The organism is Acidocella sp., from assembly GCF_028687955.1.
Classification (GTDB): domain Bacteria; phylum Pseudomonadota; class Alphaproteobacteria; order Acetobacterales; family Acetobacteraceae; genus Acidocella.
The window spans coordinates 1-21446 of record NZ_JAQTZC010000036.1 but is presented as its reverse complement, the minus strand read 5'-3'; the positions used below and the strand labels follow the sequence as shown (position 1 = coordinate 21446).

Below are 21446 nucleotides of genomic sequence, written 5' to 3'. Positions count from 1 at the left end.
GTCAGGATTTCGATGGTTTCATCAAAAGTTCCCAAACCGCCGGGCATCACCACGAAGGCGTTGGCCAGGGCGAACATGCGGCGTTTGCGGGTGTGCATGGAGTCGGTCACGAAAAGCTCGGAGAGGCCGTGCAACTCCTCCTCGCGGCTGCGCAAAAAATCAGGGATGATGCCGGTGACGTGACCGCCGGCACCGAGTGCGGCGCGGGCCGTGGTGCCCATGAGCCCGACATTGCCACCGCCGAATACCAGCTTCATGCCCTGGCCGGCCAGCCCCTGCCCTAACGCGGTGGCGGCCTGGACATAGGCGGGATCGGCGCCTGGAGATGATCCGCAAAAGACGGTGACGGCGTAGCTGCCCATGGTGCTGTTTTACCTCGCTTCATGTATAGACCGGTTCGTGGCAGGCTATTTGCCAGTTAGCAAGCATGCGGCGCGCGAAGGACAGAGGTTGGGTATGGCTGAGATGACGCGGAAATATGCTGGGATCGCCGCACTCGCGCTGTTGGCGGGGCTGGCGATCAGCGGATTGTTGTTTTTGAGCTCCAAACCACAGTTGCAGCCCACACCGCCCGCGCCGCCGCCGCCGCCCGCCGTGACCGTGGTGCCCCCGGCCTTCGACGTGGTGCGCGTGACCGCGCAGGGCAATGCGGTGATGGCCGGACGCGCGGTGCCGGGCGCCGTTGTGACGATAAAAAGCGGCGATAAAGTTATCGGCACGGCAACCGCGGATGCGCAAGGGGCTTTCGTGCTGGTGCCAGGCACGCCGCTGCCGCCGGGGGCGCAGGAGATTACCCTGAGCGAGACGCTGGCTGATGGGACGGTTGTGCCGGGGCAGGAGGTTGCCGCGATCAACGTGCCGGTGGGCGGCAAGGGCCATGCGCTGGCCGTGGTTTCCGGCCCGAACGGCAGTGTTGTGATGTCCGGCCAGGGGCCGCTCGCGGGGACGCTTGGCATGGGCACCGTGGATTATGACGCCAACGGCCATGCGTTGTTTGGCGGCACCGCGCCGCCGGGGGCAAAAGTGAGCGTGAGCCTGGGCGGCAAGCAGATAGGCCAGGCGGTGGCGGGGACGGATGGGCGGTGGCACTTCATCGCGCGCACGCCCGCGGCCAGCGGCACCATCACCCTGCTGGCGACCGGGGCGGATGGAAAAATCTTGCCGCCGGTGGAAGTGCCCTTTACGTTGCAGACCTTGCCCGAGGCGGTCGCGGCTGGGAATGTCGTGATCGTGCCGGGGGATAACCTGTGGACGATCTCGCAGCATGTGTATGGCCATGGTATCATGTACACTGTGATTTATGCGGCCAACGCCAACCAGATAGAGAACCCGAACCTGATTTACCCTGGGCAGAAATTCACCCTGCCGCAACCGCAAAAGGTCCCGTGATGGATATTATCGAGAGCATCAAATCGGTCCTGGCGCCGCCGCACAAGGCTAGCTATCCATTCATCCTGGGCGGAATCGCCGGGGCGGTGCTCGGGCTGCTGCTCTGGCACCCGCTAACCTGGGTGGGCCTGTTGTTCACCGTGTTCTGCCTGTATTTTTTCCGTGACCCGGAGCGGGTGCTGCCGCCGCGCGCGAATGCGTTCGTGGCGCCGGCCGATGGGCTGGTGGTGAGCATAGAGCGCGCCGCGCCACCGGCGGAGCTGGGCTTAAGCCATGAGCCGCGCACGCGGGTCGCGATTTTCCTCTCGGTGCTGGATGTGCATGTGAACCGCGCGCCGATTGGCGGGGTGGTGCGCAAGATCGCGTATCATCCTGGCAAGTTTTTTGGCGCGGCGGATGAGAAGGCCTCGGACGAGAATGAGCGCAACTCGCTGATCCTGGACCTGCCGGGCGGCCAGGAGGTGGTGGTGGTGCAAATCGCCGGGCTGATCGCGCGGCGGATTTTGTGCGATGTGCGCGAGGGGCAGAGCCTGGGCGCGGGCGAGCGCTTCGGCATTATCCGCTTTGGCAGCCGGACTGATTTGTATCTGCCCGAGGGCTGCGAGCCGCGGGTTGCGGTGGGGCAGCGCATGGTGGGCGGCGAGACGGTCATCGCGGAGCTGACCGGCGCATGAGTCTGCGCCGGTTGCCTCGCCGCAAGCGGTTTTCGGGGCTCAGTTTCAACCGCATGCTGCCCAACCTGATGACGCTGCTGGGGCTGTGCATCGGGCTATCCTCCATCCGGCTGGCGCTGGACGGGAATTTCGGCAACGCGGTGATCGCCATTGCGGTCTCGGGCGTGATTGACGGGCTGGACGGGCGGCTGGCCAGGCTGCTGAAGGCGACCTCGCGCTTTGGCGCGGAGTTCGACAGCCTTGCGGATTTTCTATGCTTTGGCATCGCACCGGGGCTGGTGATTTATTTATGGTCGTTGCAGGCGTGGGGGGCGATGGGGTTTTTGCCGCCGCTGATGTACACCTCCGCGATGGCGCTGCGGTTGGCGCGCTTTAACGCGGCGCTGGACAGTACGCCCAAGGCGGCCTTCGCGTATAATTTCTTCACCGGGGTGCCCGCACCTGCGGGAGCGGGGCTGGCGCTGTTTCCGCTGTTCATCGGGCTGGAGGCGGAAAAGCTGCACATGGGCTGGCTGCACGACGCGATTGCGTATCCGCTGTTTACCGGCGCCGTGCTGGTGAGCGTGGCGCTGCTTTGCGTGTCCACCCTGCCGGTGTGGAGCTTCAAGAACTTCAAGATACCGACCGCGAACGTGCTGCCGCTGCTGCTCGGCGTCGTGGTGTTCGCGGCGATCCTTTTCGCGGATCCGTATGCGGCGGGCGCGCTGCTCGGGCTCGCGTATATCGTGATGCTGCCGTTCAGCGTGCGCAGCTACCGGAGCCTGGCGGCGCAGGCGGAGACGCGGCGGGCCGAGGCGGAACACGCGCCCGGGACGGGGGACCCCACGACAGGGGACCCCGAGACAGGGGAGGCGGCGTAATTAGCCGATGACATCCGCCTGCGGACGGTCAGTGCTGCTGGCCAGCTCGGTATGCCAGACGCCATCCTCGCTCTGGTACTGGATATAGCGGGTCTCGCCCGGGACACGTTGCTCGGCGGCGACACGGCGAGCAGCCGCCATCGCCGCGGCGCGCGTGCGGTAGGGCTCGGAGAAAACATCCCCCAGTTTATAGGCCCAGCCGCCATCGTGCTGGACGATTTTATAATGGATCAGGTTCATCGATGGTTCCTCCAGACAAGCGGTGGCGAAACGGCTTCATTCTACCCTGGATATGGGAACGGGCCATGAGATAGATCAAGGCATGGCGGCCGGAAGTTTGCTTTGAGAGGCCATTAAACTCCGAACCAAAGGTAGACCATGACCGAGACAGAAACCAGCCGCACCGAATCCCCCGCGCAAAACCGGCCGAGTACGCCCTTTGATATGATCGGCGGCGTGGAGCCGATCCGCCGGGTGGTGGATGCGTTCTACGACCTGCTGGAAAGCGACCCGCAATATGCCGAGCTGCGGGCCATGCACGCGCCGGATATGGCCCCGATGCGCGAGGCGCTGACCGGATTTTTTACCGGCTGGATGGGTGGCTCGCGCGAATGGTTCACCGCCCAGGGCGGGTTTTGCGTGATGACGCGCCACTCCAAAATGCCCATTACCGAAAAAACCGCAAAACAGTGGAGCGATGCGATGCGCGCGGCGCTGGTCGTGGCCAAGGTTGAGCCGGGGTTCGCCGCGCAGATGGACCAGATTCTCACCAGGCTCGCGGCGGGGATGGTGCGGGGGTAAAAGAACGCCGTGATTTGAGCGTTCCGGGTTGCCGGTTGCGGTCGTGCGCATTATGCACGGCGCAACCAGAACGGAATAGCGAGACATGGCAAGCATCGGGGACATTTCAGGCAACGAAGCCGCGCTGGCGCGTCAGGCGGAGATTCTCAGCCAACCGCTGACGGCGGAGCGGGTGATGGCGAACGCGATCCGCGCACTGACCATCGATAGTGTGGAGACCGCCAAATGCGGCCATCCGGGCATGCCGATGGGCATGGCTGACGCATCCACCGTGTTGTGGAAGCAATTTTTGAAATATGACGCCGCCGATGCGAGCTGGTGGGACCGTGACCGCTTCGTACTCTCGGCGGGGCATGGCTCCATGCTATTGTACGCGCTGCTGCATCTCTCCGGCTATGAGGGCATGGGGATTGAACAGCTGAAGACCTTCCGCCAGCTGCATTCGGTGGCGGCGGGGCATCCGGAATATCATGAACATCCGGCCATTGAGATGACCACCGGGCCGCTGGGCCAGGGGCTGGCGACAGCCGTGGGCATGGCGATGGCTGAGCGGCTGCTGGCGGCGAAGTTCGGCAAGAGCCTAGTGAACCACCGGACCTATGTGATCGCGGGGGATGGCTGCCTGATGGAAGGCGTCAGCCACGAGGCGGGCGCGCTGGCCGGGCATCTGAAGCTCAACAAGCTCGTGGTGCTGTGGGATGACAACCGCATTTCCATCGACGGCGGCACGGAGATGAGCGTCTCGGAAGATCCGCTAAAGCGCTTCGCCAATTACGGCTGGGCGACCAAGCGGGTGGACGGGCATGACTTCGAGGCGTTGCAGGCGGCGCTCGCCTGGGCGCAGAGATCGACTAGGCCGGTGATGATCGCGTGCAAGACGATCATCGGGTTTGGCGCGCCGGCCAAGGCGGGAACGGCCGGGAGCCATGGCGCGGCGCTGGGCGGCGCCGAGGCGCAGGCGGCGAAGCTGGCGCTGGGCTGGCCGCACCTGCCCTTCCATGTGCCCGCTGAGGTTTACAAGGACTGGCATGAGGCCGGCAGCCGGGGGGCGGGTACGCGCCGCGCTTGGCTGAAGCGGCTGGCCAAGCATCCGCAGCGGGCCGAGTTTGAGCGCGTGATGGCGGGCAAGCTGCCCGAGGGCTGGGTGGAGGCGATGTCCGCCTACAAGGCATCGCTCACGGAAACCCGGCCGAAGCTGGCGACGCGGCAAGCGAGCCAGAAGGCGCTGGAGGTTCTGGTGCCGGCGGTGGCGGAGCTGGTTGGCGGCTCGGCCGACCTCACCGGCTCCAACCTGACCCTGGTGAAGGGCATGGCGGGGGCCAGCGCGGATAATTTCGCGGCACGCTATATTTATTATGGCGTGCGCGAGTTCGGCATGGCGGCGGCGATGAACGGCCTGGCGCTGCATGGCGGGTTGATCCCGTATGGCGGGACGTTCTTTGTATTCTCCGATTATATGCGCCCGGCGATCCGGCTGGCGGCGTTGATGCGCGTGCGCGCCATTCATGTGCTGACGCATGATTCCATCGGCCTGGGCGAGGATGGGCCGACGCATCAGCCGATCGAGCATCTGGCCAGCTTCCGCGCCATGCCCAACGTGCTGGTGCTGCGCCCGGCCGATGCGGTGGAGACCGCGGAAGCCTGGGAGATCGCGATTCGCAACACCACCGGGCCGAGCCTGCTGGTGCTCTCGCGCCAGGCGGTGCCGGCGTTGCGCCTGGTTGCCAACGGCTGCAAATCCGCCCGCGGCGCCTATGTGCTGGCCGAAGCGGAGGGCAAGCGGGCGGCGACGATCATCGCGACCGGCACGGAAGTGGCGCTGGCGATGGAGGCGCGGGCAAAACTCGCGGCGGAGGGCATTCAGGTTGCCGTGGTTTCCGCGCCCAGCTTCGAGCTGTTCGCACAGCAGGACGCCGGGTATCAGGCCGAGGTTCTGGGCAACGCGCGGCGCATCGGCGTGGAGGCGGCCTGCGGCTTTGGCTGGGAGCGCTGGCTGGGAGCCGATGGCGTGTTCATCGGCATGACCGGCTTTGGCGCGTCCGCCCCGGCGGAAATTTTGTATGAACATTTTGGAATCACCGAGGCGGCGATTGTGGCCGCCGTTAAAAAAGAAGGAAACTGAGACGTGGCTGTAAAAGATGGCGCTGTGAAAATCGCGATTAATGGGTTTGGCCGGATCGGCCGTCTGGTGCTGCGCGCGATGATCGAGAGCGGGCGCACCGATGTGGTGCCCGTGCTGATCAACGATCTCGGCTCGGTCGAGGACAATGCGCATATGTTCCGCTATGACTCGGTGCATGGCCGTTTCCCCGGCACGGTTGAGGTGCAGGGCGACAGCCTGGTCATCACGCATAACGGCCGCACCTATGCGCCGATTAAGGTTTCGGCCGAGCGCGACCCGGCGAAAGTGCCGTTGCAGGGCGTGGATGTGGCGATGGAGTGCACCGGGCTGTTCACCAAGCGCGAGGCCGCCGCGGCGCTGCTCGCCGCCGGTGCGCGCAAGGTTGTGGTCTCCGCCCCGGCAGATGGCGTGGATGCGACCATCGTGTTCGGCGTGAACCACAAGACCCTGACCAAGGAGATGGAGGTGATCTCCAACGCTTCCTGCACCACCAACTGCCTCGCCCCGGTGGCGAAGGTGCTGCATGAGAATTTCGGCATCGAGCGCGGGTATATGGTGACCATCCATTCCTATACCGGCGACCAGAAAACCGTCGACACACTGCACAAGGACCTGCACCGCGCGCGCGCAGCCGCCCTCTCGATGATCCCGACCTCCACGGGGGCCGCCAAGGCTGTCGGCCTGGTGCTGCCGGAGCTGAAGGGCAGACTGGACGGCACCGCCATCCGCGTGCCGACGCCCAACGTGTCGCTGATTTCGCTGGATGTGAATTTGAAGACGCATGCCACCGCCGAGCAGATCAACGCCGCGATGAAGGCCGCGTCCGAGGGTGAGCTGAAGGGGATTCTGGGCTACTCCACCGCCAAGCTGGTGAGCCAGGACTTCAACCATGTCCCGGCCTCCAGCACCTTCGATGCGCCGCAAACCACGGTGGTGGATGGCGCCCTGGCGCGGGTGCTCTCCTGGTATGACAATGAGTGGGGCTTCTCGAACCGCATGTCCGACACCGCAGCCTATTTCGGCGCGCTGTGAGCCGGAATCTGGACCATGTGAACGTCGCGGGGCAGCGCGTGCTGCTCCGCGCCGACCTGAATGTGCCGATGCAGGGCGGGGTGATCTCCGACCTGACGCGGCTGGAGCGGCTGGCGCCGACGATCAGCGAACTCTCCGCCAAGGGGGCGAAGGTGATCGTGCTCAGCCATTTCGACCGGCCGAAGGGCAAGGTTGTTGAAGCCATGTCGCTGCGGCCGATCGCCGTGGCGCTTAGCAAGGTGCTGGGCCGGCCGGTGGCGTTTGCCGCCGACTGCATAGGCCCGGTGGCGCTGGCGGCGGTGGACGCGCTGCATGACGGCGATGTGCTGGTGCTGGAGAACACCCGCTTCCACGCCGGCGAGGAGGAGAACAACCCGCAATTCGCGGCCGAACTCGCCAGGCTGGCTGATCTTTATGTCAACGATGCGTTCTCCGCGGCGCACCGCGCGCATGCGAGCACCGAGGGCATCACGCGGCACCTGCCCTCCTTCGCAGGGCGGCTGATGCAGGCGGAGCTGCACGCGCTGGAGAGCGCGCTGGGGCATCCGGCGCGGCCGGTGGCGGCGATTGTCGCGGGGTCCAAGGTTTCCACCAAGCTCGAACTGCTGAACAATCTGGTCGGCAAGGTGGATATTCTGGTGATCGGCGGCGCCATGGCGAATACCTTCCTGGCGGCGCAGGGGCATGATGTCGGCAAGTCTCTCCAGGAGAAAGACCTGCACAACACGGCGCTGGAGATATTGGAAGAGGCGCACCGCAAGGGCTGCGAGATTGTGCTGCCGCATGATTTGGTGGTGGCGGAGACCTTTGCCGCGAATGCGCCAACCCAGGTGGTGGGCGTGGACGCGGTGCCGCCCAACATGATGGCGCTGGACGTTGGCCCGGCCACGGTGGCGGCGTTCATTAAGCGGCTGCCGCAGATCAAAACCATCATCTGGAACGGGCCGCTGGGCGCGTTCGAGACCAAGCCGTTTGACGCCTCGACCAACGTGCTGGCCGATGCCATCGCCCGGGCGACGCAAGAGGGCAAGATCGTCTCGGTCGGCGGCGGGGGGGATACTGTATCCGCGCTGAAGCTGGCCGGGGTGGAAGACCGGCTGAGCTATCTCTCCAGCGCCGGCGGGGCGTTCCTGGAATGGATGGAGGGCAAGATTCTGCCCGGCGTGGAAGCGCTGAGCAAAGACCTCTCCAACCTCGGGTGAATGCTTGAACCCAGTTGACGCGATGAAGCCCAGGGGGCAATCCCCTGGGCTTTTTTTGGTATGAGCCCGAAGCTGAAAGCAGCGGGGCTGACGCTGCTCGCGGCGTTGCTCTGGGGCTGCGCGCCGGTTGGCACGCGCTATCTGGTGGGCGATTCGCATGCGGCCCTGCCGCCCCTGCCCTTCATCGCGCTGCGCTATCTGATCGCCTCGCTGTTCTTCATCCCAGTGCTGTGGGGGGAGCTGCGGCGCTGGCCGCGTTCGGAGCTGGTTCTGGGCGCATTTTGCGGGCTGGTCGGCGTGATGGGGTATAATTTGCCGAACGTGATCGGCAGCCGCACGGTTTCAGCCGGGATGGCGGGATTGCTGAACGGCGTGGAGCCGCTGCTGATCGTGCTGCTGCTGGCGTTGCAGCAGCGCAAGCTGCCCGCGCGGTGGACGCTGCTGGCCGGCGCGGTGGGGATGTGCGGCATCGGGCTGCTGGCGTTGAGCGCAGGGCCGGCGGTGGGAGATGCGCGGGGAATTGCCCTGCTGCTGCTGGGCGCGCTCTGCTGGGCGGCTTATTGCGTTATTGCCGCGCCGCTGCTGCAACGCCGCGGCGCGCTGGCGATGACCGCGATCACCGTGATCGCGGGGACGCTGCCGCTGCTGGCCGCGGGGCTGCCAGGAATGCCGGGCATGATGCTGCAAATGAGCCGGGTGCAATGGGAAATCCTGGCCGGGCTGAGCGTGGGAACCTCGGTGATCGCGATTGTGGCCTGGAACGCGGGGAGCGCCGGGCTGGGGGCGGAACAGTCGGCATGGTTTTTATACCTGCTGCCGGTGGTGAGCGCGGCGGGGGGAACGATTGTGCTGGGCGAACCGCTGACATTAACGGAATTTTCAGGTGGCGGGCTCATTATGCTCTCGGTGTTTCTCAGCCAGAGAAAATGATCGGGGGCAGGCCCATGCGGAATGCGTGCTGAGTGATGAATGGTCCGCCTGGCTGCTGAACCGCCGCCATGGCGGCGATGCGGCGCAGGCGGCACGGGTGCGGGCCGCCGTGGATGGCTATGTGGAGCGCGTGCTGGATAGTGCCGCTCTGGTGCCCGGCATGGTGATGGCGGACATCGGCAGCGGCGAGGGTGTTGTGGCGTGGCGGGCGATTGAGCGCGCCGGGCCGGGGTTGCGGGTGACCGTGACCGATATTTCCGCGCCGCTGCTGGACCATGCGCGCGGGCGGGCGGCGGCGCTGGGCGTGGCGGCGCAGTGCCGGTTTGTGCAATGCGGGGCGGAGCGGCTGGAGGGCATAGAGAGCGACAGCCTGGACGCGGTGACAAGCCGCTCGGCGCTGGCCTATGTGGCCGACAAACCCGCGGCGATGGCTGAAATGTTGCGCGTGCTCAAGCCTGGGGGGCGTATCTCGCTGGCGGAACCGGTGTTTCGCGATGAGGCGCAAGCGGCTTGCGCCATGCGCGTGCTGCTGGAACGCGGCGGGGCGCGCGACGCCCTGCTGCCGCTGCTGCACAAGTGGAAGGCGGCGCAGTTCCCCGATACCGAGGCGGCGATGGCGGCCAGCCCGCTGGCCAGCTACAGCGAACGCGACCTGCTGCGCTTGGCGCAACAAGCGGGATTTATCCGGCTGCATCTGGAGTTGCACATGGATGTGCGGCCGAATGAGACAACCAATTGGGCGGCGTTCTGCGCCGCCACGCCGCACCCCTGGGCGCCGGGGCTGGAGGAGATACTGGCGACACGCTTCACCCCGCAGGAGCGCGCCACGCTGGAGGCGGCGCTGCGGCCCGAGGTGGAGGCCGGGCGGCTGAGCACGGCTAGCCGGATGGTGTTTCTGAGCGCAATAAAGCCAGAGAACCAGGGCTGAGGCAGAAAGCCGCCGGGACGCGCTCAGCCAAACAGGCGCAGGCCGCGCAGCAGACGCTGCAACGGGCGGTCAACGTAGAACGTGAGGGCGAAGGCCGCGAGGGTGATGACGCCGAGGGTGATGGCTGGATGGCCCGGCAGCATCCAGCCCAGCGGCAGGATCAGCGGCATATGCACGATGTAGAGCGGGTAGGACATCGCCCCCAGCCGCAGCGCCCAACGGCCGCAGCGGAAAAGCTGGCGGGCCTCCAGCACCACGAGGCCGTAGAGCAACAGCGCGTAGCCAAGGGCGGCCAGGGGTATCTGTAGCTCGTTGGGATAGTCAGTGCCCCATTTGGAGAGCGCCAGGCTGTGCAGGCAGAGCGCGGCGCCGAGCAGCAGCGCGGCCATGCCCGCCCAGAGCGGCGGGCGCAGGGTGACGAACAGCCAGCCGGCGGCAAGCCCCGCGAAGAACAGACATTCCCAGGGGCTGACAAAATGATTCGAGCTCTGCAAAAGGTAGACGTTGAGCGTGGCCAGGTATTTGACCACGAGCCCACCCTTCATCCAGTGCCAGCCGCGCAGCCAGGTGCACCAGCGGATGGCCGGGGGCAGATAGAGCCAGAGGACCGAGAACACCCAGAAACCCAGCACATAGCGGCCGATGACAGGCGCAAGGCAGAGGCCGAATATGAGGTAGAAGGCCAGCTCGTAACGCAGGGTCCAGGCTGCGGGGATGATGTCAGGGTAGGTGGCGGGGTTGAGGGAGACCAGGTGCCAGAGCGCGCCGGGCGGGAGTGTGCGCCAGCCCGCGAACAACACGGGGAGCAGGATGAGCCAGTACAGCGGGTAGATGCGGCAGGCACGGCGCCACCAGAAGTTTAACGGGCGGGCCCAGGTTTTAGGGTCGCCATGATGCGCGGTAACCATGACAAAGCCGCTGAGCACAAAGAAATATTGCACGGCAAGCGGGCCGAGGGCGAGCACATGCAGCGCGGGAGCCAGGGCGGGCAAATGTGTGGCCACGACGAACACGGCGGCAATGAAGCGGCCCAGCTCCAGCGCGCCGAGCCGGGGTGGGGAGGGCTGGTCGGTCACGTGGTGTACAAAACTCCTTTGGCCGCGGAAGGGTCTCCAATCGCCGCCTGCCCGGCGTATCTTGTTCCGCAAGCCCCGGCAAGCCGCTGGATTCAGGAGTTTTTGACGCCGCCGCGCTGAACCGGCTGGATCGCGCTCTCGGCACGCAGCGCCTCCAGGCGGATGATCTGGCGGGCGTATTTCAGGGCTTCCAGCCCGGGGCCGTCCTCAATGCTGACGAGCAGGGCGGCCAAAGCCTCATGAATGGCTGGCGGAGCGTCCGGAATCTGCCCGGCGATGAGGGCGCGGACTTCGGCCATGGCATGCTGGCTGGCGCCATCCGGCCCGATATAGGCTTGCTGCAGGGCGTAGTAGAGTTTCTGGACCGGGCTTACCGCCTCGGCGCCCACCATGACCTGCTTGCCGAACAAAAAACGTTCCTGCGTGCTGAGTTCCATCCGCGTGCGGGTTTTGAAGCGGATGACCGCGCCACGGAGCAGCAGCGATTCACCTTGTTTGAGTTCCAGGATCAGTGCCGCCATGGTAGCCTTCGAGGGGTTCGCGGGAAGCCCCTTTTCGCATGCCGGCGTTAACGGAAGCTGACCAGTGGCGCGCTCAGGGCAGCTCGGCCGCCGCCTTCAGGTTTTTCAGCCAGGTGCGGTCGTCGCTCTCCAGCCTGGCTTGCGAGAAGAACAAGCCGATCAGGAAGCCGCTGACCGACTCGCTGGTGCTGACCAAGGTGACGCCGCCGGGCTGGGGGGTGAGCGTCCAGGTTTGGATGGCGTGGAAGTTGAGGACATCGCCAGTCCAGGCCAGGGCCTGCGAGGGGATGAATTCACGCACCGCGGCGTGGATGCTCATGCCATCGGCGTTGTAGGAGAACAGGCTGCCGGGTTGCAGGATGCTTGGCGCGCTGGTCTGCGGAGTGATGGAGTTCCAGCTGGGCCAGGCTTGCGGATTGGCCAGCAGCGCCCAGATTTTATCCGCAGGCGCGTTGATGCTGATCTGCTGGGTGGTCTGGAGCGGGGCTGAGGTGTCCGTTTTCCCTTGCGCGGCGAGACGGCTCTGGCGCAAGTCCGCCGGGCCGCAGGCACTGAGGCAGAGCAAGAGACAAAGCAGGGGAAAACCGCGGCGCATTAAACCTCCGGCAGAGTGGGACGCAGCCGGCCGCCCAGGCGCACCGGCTCGATTCGGGTTGCAAGGCCGTCTTCACCGGTTTCGATGAAGGCACCGCATACGGTGGCGGGACCTTCCGCCGGGGTCAATCGCTCGCCTGGCATTTTGCGGATAAAACGGGCTATGGCAGCATCTTTGCTCATGCCGATAACCGAATCATAGTCGCCGCACATGCCCAGATCCGAGCAATACGCGGTGCCGCGCGGAAAAATCTGGTGGTCGGCGGTGGGGATATGGGTGTGGGTGCCGACCACGGCGGAGACCCGGCCATCGAAGGCATGGCCAAAGGCCATTTTCTCGGAAGAGGCTTCGGCGTGAATATCCAGGATGATGGCGTGCAGGCCGTTGCCGAGGCGGTGGCGGGTGAGCAGCTCGTCCATGGTCATGAAGGGGCAGTTGAGAGGGTCCATGAACAGCCGCCCCATCGCCTGGGCGACCAGCACCTTGCGGCCATCGGCCAGGGTGACGAGGGCTGAGCCCTGGCCGGGCGTGCCGGGCGGGTAGTTGAGCGGGCGGATCAGGCGTTTTTCCTGTGCGATATAGGGGATGATCTCGCGGCGGTCCCACGCGTGGTTGCCCAGGGTGATGACATCGGCCCCGGCCTTGAAAAGGGCGTCGGCCATGTCCGGCCCGAGGCCAAAGCCATGGCTGGCGTTCTCGGCGTTCACCGCCACGAAATCGAGTTTCAGACTGGCGCGCAGTTCGGGGATGGCTTTGATGGCGGCGTCACGCCCGGCGCGGCCCAGGAGGTCACCAAGGAAAAGAAGTTTCATAAGGGGGCTATAACGCCTTCGTGGACGCGATAACAGGCGGCTTGCAGGCCGGCGAAGGGCTCGATGTCAGTCCCCGTGACCCAGGCGGCCACGTTGAGGCTTACGAGCGCCGCGAACAAGGCGGCGCGGTGAGCGGCATCGAGATGGACCAGGGGTTCATCGAGCAGGAGCAGCGGCGCGGTGCCGCGCGTGGCGGCGATGAGGGCAGCGTGGCCCAGCACGATGCCGATGAGCATGGATTTTTGCTGCCCGGTGGAGGAGAGCGCGGCGGGGCGGGCCGTCGCGGCATCGGTGATGAGCAGATCGGCCTTTTGCGGGCCGAGCGAGGCGCCGCGCTGGGCAGTATCCTGCGCGCGGGCGGATTTATAGGCGGCGCGCAGCGCGTCCTCGACCTCGACCGCCGGGGCGGCGCGCAATTTCTCGGCGATGGCGCAGCTGAGGCCGAGCCACACCAGCGGAAACGGCGCGGCGGCGCCGCTGGACAAGGTGGCGTTGAGTTGGGCGATGAGGGCGGCGCGGGCGGCGGTGGCGGCGACGGCATGGCGGGCGCAGGAATCTTCAAGCCCGTCCAACCAGAGCGGGTCAGGGTTTTCAGCCAGCAAGCGGTTGCGCTGGGCGGCGGCGGCTTCGAAGGCGGCGATCTCACGCGCGTGATGGGGTTCCAGCGCGATGACCAGACGGTCAAGAAATTTGCGGCGGCCGGAGGTGGAATCGGTGAAGAGGCGGTCCATCTGCGGGGTGAGCCAGACGGCGGCCAGGCGTTCGGCGATTTCAGATTGCGAGCGGGGCTTGGCGCCATCGAGTATGAAGATGCGGCGCTCGGGCGCGCCCTCCACCGTGCCGGTGCCGATTTCAAACAGGCCGCCAGGGCCGGAGAGCTGTGCTGCCACGGCCCAGGTTGCGGAGGCGTCTGGCCCGCGGCGGGCGAGTTCGGAGAATTTGGCGCCACGCAGCCCACGGCCGGGAACCAGCAGCGAGGCGGCCTCCAGCAGATTGGTTTTGCCGGCGCCGTTCGGCCCCGTGAAAACGCAAATCCGCGCCGCGGGGGTGAAGCGCAGCGCGGGGTAGGAGCGGAAATCAGTAAGCGTGAGGCGGGTAAGATGCGTCGTGATTAAACCCGCATCGGCATGAGAACGTAGACCGCCGAGGCGTCGTCCTGGTCACGCACCAGGGTGGGGGCCGCGCCGTCAGCGAAGATGAATTCGACCTTGCCTTTGATCTGCTCGGTGACATCGGAGAGGTAGCGGGCCTGGAAGCCGATTTCCAGCGGGCCGGACTGATAGTCCACCAGCTCGGGGCCCAGCTCCTCCGAGGCGCTGCCCTGCTCGGCGCTGGCGGCGGAGATGACCAGCAGGTCTTTCGCGAGAGAGAGCTTCACCGGGCGGTGTTTCTCGGAGCTGATGGCGGAGACGCGGCCAACAGCATCGTTGAAATCTTTTTTGTCGATGCGCAGCACTTTATCGTTCCCGCGGGGGATCACGCGGTCATAATCGGGGAAGGTGCCGTCAATGAGTTTGCTGGTGAGGCGCATGTTGCCGATGGTGAACTGGATGCGCGTCTCGGAGAGGGCGACCTCGACTTCGCCGGAGGCTTCGTCCAGCAGCTTGCGCAACTCGGTAACGGTTTTGCGCGGAATGATGACGCCGGGCATGCCCGCCGCCCCTTGCGGCAGCGGTTCCTCGACACGGGCGAGGCGGTGGCCGTCAGTCGCCACGGTGCGCAGCACGGCGCCGGTATCGCCCTCGGCGGCGTGCAGGAAGATGCCGTTGAGGTAGTAGCGGGTTTCCTCGGTGGAGATGGCGAATTTGGTGCGGTCGATCAGTCCGCGCAGCTCCTGCGCGGAGAGCACGAAATGGTGGGTGAGCTTGCCGGCGTCGAGCTTGGGGAATTCATCGACGCTGAGCGCCACAAGGCTGGTGGCGTAACGGCCGGCGCGCAGGGCGAGCTGGGCATCGCCGCCGGGGTGGTCCAGCTCGATCTCGGCATTGTCCGGCTGGCGGCGCACGATTTCATACAAAGTAGCGGCGGGCACGGTGATGGCGCCGTTGCGCATGGTTTGGGCTGCGACTTCCTCGACCAGGGAGATTTCCAGATCGGTCGCCGCGATGGTCAGCTTGCCGTCCCGCACGGCCAGCAGCACGTTGGCGAGAATGGGAATCGTGTTCCGCTTTTCGACCACGTTCTGCACATGGGCCAGAGACTTGATCAGCGTTGCGCGGTCGGCCTTGAACTTCATGACACCCTTCCAGACGGTGAACCGGATTCTTTTGCCCCGTTATCGAGACCGATTCGCGGTTTACCGTAGCAAGGGTTGTGGGGATAGGGAAGGCACCGGATTTTGGCGGCGCGATGCGCCTTTGGCGTGGGCGCCCTGCCCTAGTTTTCGAGCATCCGGCGCAGCAATTCCACATCCTCGCCAAAGGCCGCGTCCTGGCCGATCAACTCGGTGACGCGCGAGACGGCGTGCATCACCGTGGTGTGGTCGCGGTCGCCGAAATGGCGGCCGATGTCGGGCAGGGATTTGCTGGTGAGCTGCTTGGCCAGATACATCGCCACCTGGCGCGGACGGGCGATGTTGCGGGCACGCCGCGCGGAGGACATCTCGGCAATGCGGATATTGTAATGATCCGCGACCTTTTTCTGGATTTCCTGAATGGACACCTTGCGGTCATGCGCCTTCAGCACATCGTGCAGCACTTCATGCGCGGCTTCCAGCGTGATCTGGCGGTTGAACAGGTTGGCGTGGGCGACGAGGCGGTTGAGCGCGCCTTCCAGCTCACGCACGTTGGAGGTGATTTTGCGCGCGAGGAACTCCAGCACCTTGCCGGGAACATCCACACCCGCGCGCTCGGCCTTGGCCTCCAGGATGGAGATGCGAAGTTCGAAGGTGGTGGCATGAAGATCGGCCACCATGCCGCAGCCGAGGCGGGTGCGCAGGCGGTCGTCGAGGCCGGAAAGATCGGAGGGGGATTTGTCGGCGGAGACGACGATCTGCTTGCCGGCGTCAACCAGGGCATTAAAGGTATGGAAGAATTCTTCCTGCGTGTTGTCCTTGCCGATAAGGAATTGCAGGTCGTCGATCATCAGAACATCGACGCCGCGCAGCTCGTTCTTGAATTCGAGCGTGGATTGCGAACGTAGCGCATTGATGAAGCGGTACATGAATTTTTCCGCCGACATATAGGCGACGGAGACCTGGCCGCCGCCCTTGTGCCGGGTGGAAAGCTCCCAGGCGATGGCGTGCATCAGATGCGTTTTGCCCAGGCCGACGCCGCCATAGAGGAACAGCGGGTTAAACCCGGCCGTGGCCGGAGATTCCGCGACGCGGCGCGCGCAGGCATAGGCGAATTCATTTGGCTTGCCGACGACAAAGGTGTCAAAAGTGAAGCGCTGGTCGAGCGGGGCGGCAACATCGGCGCGCGGCACCACGGGCGCGGGGGCGCGGGCCACGGCTTCAACCGGCACCGGCTCCGCCAGATTGGGGGCGCTGGCGCGGCCAGGCTGGGAGCGGATGTCCACGCTGCGGATGGCCGGGTTTTCAGCCTGCCAGAGGCTGGCGACCAGCTCGCCGTATTCTTTTTTCACCCAGTCGCGCAGAAACCGCGTGGGCAGGACCAGCGTGACCTCATCGCCATCAACACCGGCCAGCGCCACCTGCTTAAGCCAGGTGCGGTACTCAACCTCGCCAACCTCTGCCTGCAGACGCGCACGCACGCGGCCCCACTGTTCGGTGAGACCGGCTTCGCCCTGACGCGGTGGCGAAGATTTCAGCACGACGTCGCCATCACGCATGGAACCGACCTCCAGGCTCATTCCCAATTCTAGCTCCAACCTAGTGAACGCCGTTAACGCCGCCTCCCAAATCATCTCCAGGTTGCAAAGAACCTGATTCCGACTTTTTATTCCCAGAATTAAGACAGGCGATAGTGCGTTTGTAAGCGCTGGAACTTAGGTCAAAAGAGGGGACATGCGCAAGCGTTCGATTCGTCCGTTGCACCGGACAAACCCCTGAAACTACAGAATTTAGCTGTAAAAACAAGGATATTTTAATTTCCAAGATTCTTAAGCATGCGCTTACGTTTTGAAATAGCAACGTAACCGCCAAGCATAAAAATAATGCCGGTGTCAAGCTCATTTAACATGAGGTTACACCGGCACCGGAATATCTTAAAAATAGAATGGTGATTTCCACCATCCTAATGTCTCCTCAGGCGGCGGAAACCGCCTTCACCTGCGCGGAGAGACGCGAGATTTTGCGTGAGACCGTGTTGGCCTTCAACACGCCTTTACCGGCGGCGCGCTGCAGCTCAGGCTGAGCGGCGCGGAAGGCGGCCAGCGCCACCTCCTTGTTGCCCGCGGCGACGGCTTCTTCAACCTTGCGGATGGCGCCATGCACGCGCGATTTGCGCGCCTTGTTGCGCGCGGTGCGGGTAGCGGTTTGGCGAATGCGTTTTTGGGCGGATGCGATATTGGCCATGATGTCCGAAGGAAAAAGGTGTGTTTAACGAAGGGCGCGGTCTAGACCGGGGCGGCCGCGGCGTCAAGTAAGCGGAGCGGGTGCGAGCCAGGGCGGCGCCGGGCTCATTGCGGGGCTGCCTGGCCAAGCGCCGCGGGACCGGCCCCGGGCAGATAATTGGGAACCGCGGAATTGGTATTGACCGGGTTGGCCGGCTGCGGAACCAGCGGGGCCGCGCCGGTGAGCGGGGCCGCGGGCGGAAGCGGCGTGGCCTGGATGGCGCCCGCAGCCCCCGCCGCCAGCGGCGCTGCCCCCGGCGTGCTGGACCAGGAAAGCCAGCTGCCGAGGTTATGCTGGAGCTGATACTGCAATTGCACGTTCATATCATTCATCAGCCGTTTCGTGAGACCATAGAGCGCGGACTGCGTGTCGTTCTGCGAGGCACCGGAGTCCGGCGCGGTCTGGCTGGCGGAGACCGTGGCCTCGGCATAGCCGGTGGAGCGGCCGTCCGGGCTGGCGACGCGGACATCGACGGTCATCGTGCCGGTCAGGTTGCCGTTCACCTGGTCTATGGAAGCGGTCTGGATGGCGATGGTTGCCGTGCCGGGCGCGCCGGAGGCGACAATGCGCCGGTTGAGCATGTTCTGCAGCGTGGTAATGGGCGAGACGAGATCCTCGCCGATCCACGTGGCTTCGCTGGGCGATGGCACGTAATTATTCACCACATTCAGGCTGGCGACCTTGAGGACCAGCGGCGGCAGATAGGAATAGTCCAGCGGCGCAAAGGTTTGCAGCGGCGCAGGCGAGCTGCACGCCGCCAAAGCGAGAACCGCGAGGGTGGAAAACGGCCAGTGTTTCATACGGGGGCTCCAGGCTTGCCGGTGACGGACTCACGCGGAAAATGAAAGTCATAATTGCAGAATTCGCAGGTCATGACGATATCGCCATCAACCGCCATGTGGTCGAGATCATCGGCGGGGAAACCCTCCAATATGCCGCCTAGCTTGGCGCGCGAACAGCGGCAGCCAAAGCGCAGCGGCCGGGGGCGCTCGGCGGCCACGCCCTCGCCATGGAACAGCCGGTAGAGCAGGCGCTCGGGGGGCAGGGTGTCGTCCAGCAGTTCCTCGGGCGTTATGGTATCGGCCAGGATGACGGCGGTGCGCCAGGCCTCCGCCTGCGCCTCGCCGGAATCACCGGGCGCGGGGGTGCCGCCCACGGCGACGCGCTCGACCACCAGGGCCGAGGCGCGCCAGCCGGCGGGCGTCTCGCCGGCGGCGAGATGGACCTTGCAGGGGAATTGCTCGGACATCTCGAAATAATGTTCGGCCATGCGCGCCAGGGACTCCCCCTCCAGCGAGACGATGCCCTGCTGCGGGTCACGGTCCAGCCCTTGGTCCACCGTGAAGGCGAGGTAGCCGGCACCCAGCAGCTTACCGGCAGCGGCCTCGGGAGGCAGGGTGGCGGATTTGTCCAGCCGGGCGTAGCCGCGCAGGGCGCCGGCCTCGGTGCAATCGGCGATCAGCAGCGAGACGGGGCCATCGCCGCGCGCCTGCACGCTGAAGGAGCCGGTGAATTTGAGCGCGCTGGCCAGGGCCGCGGCCAGGGCCAGGGCCTCGCCCATCAGCTTGCGCACCGGGGCCGGATGCTCGTGGCGGGTGAGCAGCGTGTTGGCCAGCGGGCCAAGGCGCACCAGCCGCCCGCGCACCGGCTGACCGGGCAGATAGAACGGGGTGACACCGCGCGGCACGGCCAGGTCGGGGACATCGGGGCGGGTGGAATCGAGAAAAGCCGGAAGATCTGTCATCAGCCGGAGGATAACTACGTTTTAACGGCGTTGCCATACACCCCGAGTCCGGGTTAGCGGTTTGTCATGAGTCATTCCGAGCCGGCCGGCGATCTGGGCGCCTATGTGAAACGCTTCTCCCGCGCCAGCGTGCTGGTGGTGGGCGACGCCATGCTGGACCGTTATGTTTACGGCGAGGTCACGCGCATCAGCCCCGAGGCGCCGGTGCCGATCCTCACCGTGACGCGCGAGGTGGCGATGCCGGGCGGGGCTGGCAATGTGGTGCGCAACCTCATCGCGCTGAATGCCTCGGCGGCGTTTGTCTCCGTGGTGGGCGACGATGCGGCGGGCTCGGACCTGACCGGGCTGATCGGCGGGCAGGAGCGCGTGGAACCTTGGCTGCTGGTGCAGGGCGGGCGCACGACAACGTTGAAGACTCGCTACATCGCCCAGGGGCAGCACCTGATCCGCGCCGACCGCGAGGAGACTGTGGCGCTGCCGCCGCGGCTGGCCGAGCGGCTGGTGCGCATTGCGCTCGACGCGATGGCGGCCACCACCGTCACCATCCTCTCCGACTACCGCAAGGGCGTGCTGAGCCCCGAGGTGGCGGGGCAGTTGATCGCGGGGGCCAAGAAGCTCGGCCGCAAGGTGATCGTGGATCCGAAAGGGCGCGATTACGCGCTATATGCGGGGGCGGATGTGATCACCCCAAACCGGCGCGAGCTGGCCGAAGCCACCGGTATGCCGGTGGATAGCGAGGCCGGGATCGTCGCCGCGGCACGCAAGCTGATGGCCGCGCATGATTTCGGCGCCGTGCTTGTCACCCGCTCCGAGGACGGCATGAGCCTGGTGATGCAAGGCGAGGTTCACCATTTCCCCGGCGAGGCAAAAGAGGTGTTCGACGTATCGGGCGCGGGCGACACCGTGGTGGCGGCGCTCGCCGCCGCGCTGGCCGCCAATGTACCGCTGCCCGGGGCCGCAAGGCTGGCCAATATCGCGGGGGGGATCGTCGTCGGCAAAGTGGGCACCGCGGTGACGCATCCGGCGGATATTCTGGCCGCCATCGCCCCCGCCACCGGCGCGCTGACCAAGGTGGTGACCGCCGCCGCCGCCGCCGAAGCCGCCGAGCGCTGGCGCACGCGCGGCTACAGGGTGGGATTCACCAACGGATGTTTCGACCTGCTGCATCCCGGCCATGTGCATCTGCTGGAGCAATGCCGGGCGATGTGCGACCGGCTGATCGTCGGCATCAACGCCGACGCCTCGGTGAAGCGGCTGAAAGGCCCCACCCGCCCGGCGCAGGGCGAGGCGGCGCGCGCGGCGGTGCTGGCGTCGCTGGCGAGCGTCGATCTGGTCTGTCTCTTCGAGGAGGATACGCCGATCGAGGTGATCAAGCTGATCAAGCCGGATCTGCTGATAAAAGGCTCGGACTACACGCGCGAGACGGTGGTGGGCGCGGAGCTGGTGGAAAGCTGGGGCGGCGCGGTGGCGCTGGCCGAGCTGCTGCCGGGACATTCCACCACGGCCACGCTGGCGCGCCTGCGTGGCTAGGGATTTGCCGCTGGGGCCGCAGGTGGACGCCTGGCCGCGCCCCCTGCCCGCGCGCACGCCAATGGCGGGGGTTTATGTAGCACTGGAGCCGCTGCACCGGCGCCACACGGCTGAGCTGTTCGAGGCGATGCGCGGCGCGGAGGCAAGCTTCACCTACATGAGCTATGGCCCGTTCGCCTCGCAAGACGAGCTTGGCAAATGGATCGCCGCCAACGCCGCGCTGCACGACCCGATGTTCTGGGCGGTGCGCCCGGTGGCGACGGGCATGGCCTCGGGCTGGCTCGCGCTGATGGATATGGAACCCGCGCATGCCGCCATCGAGCTGGGCAACATCTGGTTCTCACCCCGCCTCGCCCGCACCCGCGCGGCCACCGAGGCGATGTTTCTGCTGCTGCGCCGTGCCGCCGACGAGCTGGGCTACCGGCGGCTGGTGTGGAAATGCAACGCGCATAACGCGGCCTCGGTAAGCGCCGCGCAACGGCTGGGTTTCACGCCCGAGGGCCTGCTGCGCGCGCATAAAGTGGTGAAGGGCCGCCAGCGCGACACGGCGATGTTCAGCATCACCGCGCCGGAATGGCCCAGCCGCCGCGATGCGCTGACGGCCTGGCTAGCGGCGGAGAATTTCGCCCCGGACGGCACCGCCAAGCAGGGACTGGCCGCGCTGCGCGGCTAAAGCGCGATTGCCTTGCGTCAACCACGCTCCACCTTTACTTT

23 protein-coding genes are annotated in these 21446 nt (G+C 65.7%); 11 read left to right on the top strand and 12 right to left on the bottom strand.

Annotation, left to right across the window (positions count from 1 at the left end; all coding sequences use genetic code 11):
- Positions 1-362: TIGR00730 family Rossman fold protein (locus PHE40_RS06510; protein WP_299959713.1), on the bottom strand; the 362-nt coding region annotated here is incomplete at its 3' end.
- Between the two features lie 94 nt (positions 363-456).
- Here PHE40_RS06510 and PHE40_RS06505 point away from each other — a divergent pair.
- From PHE40_RS06505 to PHE40_RS06495, 3 genes are read left to right on the top strand one after another with little or no spacing between them, the layout of a single operon-like run.
- Positions 457-1389 carry a LysM peptidoglycan-binding domain-containing protein gene (locus PHE40_RS06505; RefSeq protein WP_299959709.1) on the top strand — a complete coding sequence of 311 codons (933 nt, stop codon included), beginning with the start codon at positions 457-459 and terminating at the stop codon, positions 1387-1389.
- Positions 1389-2063, top strand: a complete 675-nt coding sequence (locus PHE40_RS06500; protein WP_299959706.1) for a phosphatidylserine decarboxylase — start codon at positions 1389-1391, stop codon at positions 2061-2063. The genes PHE40_RS06505 and PHE40_RS06500 overlap by 1 nt, the downstream gene beginning before the upstream one ends.
- Positions 2060-2923, top strand: a complete 864-nt coding sequence (locus PHE40_RS06495) for a phosphatidylcholine/phosphatidylserine synthase (RefSeq protein WP_299959703.1) — start codon at positions 2060-2062, stop codon at positions 2921-2923. The genes PHE40_RS06500 and PHE40_RS06495 overlap by 4 nt, the downstream gene beginning before the upstream one ends.
- On the opposite strand, the gene PHE40_RS06490 is transcribed toward PHE40_RS06495, so the two are convergent.
- Complete coding sequence (locus PHE40_RS06490; RefSeq protein ID WP_299959700.1) at positions 2924-3163, bottom strand: DUF2188 domain-containing protein; 240 nt, start codon at positions 3161-3163, stop codon at positions 2924-2926. It lies immediately after the preceding gene.
- 138 nt (positions 3164-3301) lie between these two features.
- Between PHE40_RS06490 and PHE40_RS06485 the strand changes: the two genes are divergently transcribed.
- The 6 genes from PHE40_RS06485 (at position 3302) to PHE40_RS06460 (ending at position 9938) form a co-directional block, all read left to right on the top strand.
- On the top strand, positions 3302-3724 hold the full coding sequence (locus PHE40_RS06485; protein WP_299959698.1) for a group II truncated hemoglobin: 423 nt from the start codon (positions 3302-3304) through the stop codon (positions 3722-3724).
- An 85-nt stretch (positions 3725-3809) separates the two neighbouring features.
- Positions 3810-5846, top strand: a complete 2037-nt coding sequence (gene tkt / locus PHE40_RS06480; protein ID WP_299959695.1) for a transketolase — start codon at positions 3810-3812, stop codon at positions 5844-5846.
- Positions 5847-5849: 3 nt separating this feature from the next.
- Positions 5850-6878 carry a type I glyceraldehyde-3-phosphate dehydrogenase gene (gap, locus tag PHE40_RS06475; protein WP_299959692.1) on the top strand — a complete coding sequence of 343 codons (1029 nt, stop codon included), beginning with the start codon at positions 5850-5852 and terminating at the stop codon, positions 6876-6878.
- Positions 6875-8080: a phosphoglycerate kinase gene (locus PHE40_RS06470; RefSeq protein WP_299959689.1), complete on the top strand. Its 1206-nt coding sequence runs from the start codon at positions 6875-6877 to the stop codon at positions 8078-8080. The genes gap and PHE40_RS06470 overlap by 4 nt, the downstream gene beginning before the upstream one ends.
- A 60-nt stretch (positions 8081-8140) precedes the next feature.
- The gene (locus PHE40_RS06465; protein ID WP_299959686.1) at positions 8141-9010 is read left to right on the top strand and encodes a DMT family transporter; all 870 of its coding nucleotides are present in this window, start codon (positions 8141-8143) and stop codon (positions 9008-9010) included.
- Between the two features lie 25 nt (positions 9011-9035).
- Positions 9036-9938 carry a class I SAM-dependent methyltransferase gene (locus PHE40_RS06460; RefSeq protein WP_299959683.1) on the top strand — a complete coding sequence of 301 codons (903 nt, stop codon included), beginning with the start codon at positions 9036-9038 and terminating at the stop codon, positions 9936-9938.
- Between the two features lie 23 nt (positions 9939-9961).
- On the opposite strand, the gene PHE40_RS06455 is transcribed toward PHE40_RS06460, so the two are convergent.
- The 10 genes from PHE40_RS06455 to PHE40_RS06410 all read right to left on the bottom strand — a co-directional run bounded on the left by PHE40_RS06455 (position 9962) and on the right by PHE40_RS06410 (position 19202).
- Complete coding sequence (locus PHE40_RS06455; RefSeq protein ID WP_299959680.1) at positions 9962-11014, bottom strand: acyltransferase; 1053 nt, start codon at positions 11012-11014, stop codon at positions 9962-9964.
- Positions 11015-11106: 92 nt separating this feature from the next.
- Positions 11107-11535, bottom strand: a complete 429-nt coding sequence (locus PHE40_RS06450; protein WP_299959678.1) for a flagellar biosynthesis repressor FlbT — start codon at positions 11533-11535, stop codon at positions 11107-11109.
- 73 nt (positions 11536-11608) lie between these two features.
- Positions 11609-12130 carry an SRPBCC domain-containing protein gene (locus PHE40_RS06445; protein WP_299959676.1) on the bottom strand — a complete coding sequence of 174 codons (522 nt, stop codon included), beginning with the start codon at positions 12128-12130 and terminating at the stop codon, positions 11609-11611.
- Positions 12130-12942, bottom strand: coding sequence for a TIGR00282 family metallophosphoesterase (locus tag PHE40_RS06440; RefSeq protein ID WP_299959672.1), 813 nt, complete (start codon positions 12940-12942; stop codon positions 12130-12132). The genes PHE40_RS06445 and PHE40_RS06440 overlap by 1 nt, the downstream gene beginning before the upstream one ends.
- Positions 12939-14054, bottom strand: coding sequence for a DNA replication/repair protein RecF (gene recF, locus PHE40_RS06435; protein ID WP_299959716.1), 1116 nt, complete (start codon positions 14052-14054; stop codon positions 12939-12941). Before recF ends, PHE40_RS06440 begins: the two co-directional genes overlap by 4 nt.
- Positions 14054-15178, bottom strand: a complete 1125-nt coding sequence (gene dnaN, locus PHE40_RS06430; protein WP_299959669.1) for a DNA polymerase III subunit beta — start codon at positions 15176-15178, stop codon at positions 14054-14056. The genes recF and dnaN overlap by 1 nt, the downstream gene beginning before the upstream one ends.
- Positions 15179-15318: 140 nt before the next feature.
- Positions 15319-16734, bottom strand: coding sequence for a chromosomal replication initiator protein DnaA (gene dnaA, locus PHE40_RS06425; RefSeq protein ID WP_299959667.1), 1416 nt, complete (start codon positions 16732-16734; stop codon positions 15319-15321).
- 415 nt (positions 16735-17149) lie between these two features.
- Positions 17150-17419 carry a 30S ribosomal protein S20 gene (gene rpsT / locus PHE40_RS06420; protein ID WP_291423998.1) on the bottom strand — a complete coding sequence of 90 codons (270 nt, stop codon included), beginning with the start codon at positions 17417-17419 and terminating at the stop codon, positions 17150-17152.
- A 104-nt stretch (positions 17420-17523) separates the two neighbouring features.
- Positions 17524-18258: a hypothetical protein gene (locus PHE40_RS06415; protein WP_299959664.1), complete on the bottom strand. Its 735-nt coding sequence runs from the start codon at positions 18256-18258 to the stop codon at positions 17524-17526.
- Positions 18255-19202, bottom strand: a complete 948-nt coding sequence (locus PHE40_RS06410; protein WP_299959662.1) for an Hsp33 family molecular chaperone HslO — start codon at positions 19200-19202, stop codon at positions 18255-18257. Before PHE40_RS06410 ends, PHE40_RS06415 begins: the two co-directional genes overlap by 4 nt.
- A 66-nt stretch (positions 19203-19268) precedes the next feature.
- Between PHE40_RS06410 and rfaE1 the strand changes: the two genes are divergently transcribed.
- Positions 19269-20732: a D-glycero-beta-D-manno-heptose-7-phosphate kinase gene (rfaE1, locus tag PHE40_RS06405; protein WP_299959660.1), complete on the top strand. Its 1464-nt coding sequence runs from the start codon at positions 19269-19271 to the stop codon at positions 20730-20732.
- Complete coding sequence (locus PHE40_RS06400) at positions 20725-21405, top strand: GNAT family N-acetyltransferase (protein WP_299959656.1); 681 nt, start codon at positions 20725-20727, stop codon at positions 21403-21405. The genes rfaE1 and PHE40_RS06400 overlap by 8 nt, the downstream gene beginning before the upstream one ends.
- The last annotated feature ends 41 nt before the right edge of the window (positions 21406-21446 follow it).